Genomic DNA, 564 nt, shown 5'->3' on the forward strand with positions numbered 1-564 from the left:
TGAGCTGTTACTTTTATTATATTAAGTGTCATCAGCACAAATTCTAGTTCTCTTTTGACTTTATTTCTCCTTCAAACGGACATACAATTGGAACCCAAAATAAGATTCATAAATACAAAAACAAGCTCTACATCAATTTTTCTTTGACTGTAGATGTTTTTTGGTTCTGAAAGCTTTTTATTAATTTGGCCTTTAAAATATTACCAACTATAATTCTTCATTATTTTTTTATTTGTTTTTGCATCGATTAATCGTTTTAAAAGAAAACTTTTGATTTTGTGATAGCCACATCATTCGGATGCTAACATTGAGTAAATTTTCTATCTTACGTCCTGAAAACACAAATTTTGTGTAGGCATATAGAACTACTTTTAACATCATTTTTAGATGGTATGGTGTTGCACCACGATGATGTCTGAATTCATCGAATTCAGTCTTAGGAATTGTTTCAACAATATCATTCACATATTGTAACATATCATGTGTGGGGATAAGTACTGAAGTTTCCTTTAGTAAAGTAAGTTGCGTCATATTATAATCTTTATACATAAGGCACCTCGTTAA

At 29.6% G+C, this 564-nt stretch carries 1 pseudogene; it reads right to left on the reverse strand.

The features are described from left to right. Positions 1-243: 243 nt before the first annotated feature. Positions 244-549, reverse strand: a pseudogene (locus HMPREF2663_RS04080) (transposase); the annotation flags it as partial. Between the last annotated feature and the right edge of the window lie 15 nt (positions 550-564).

It is taken from the genome of Staphylococcus sp. HMSC077D08, assembly GCF_001837945.1.
GTDB classification, from domain to species: Bacteria; Bacillota; Bacilli; order Staphylococcales; family Staphylococcaceae; genus Staphylococcus; species Staphylococcus epidermidis.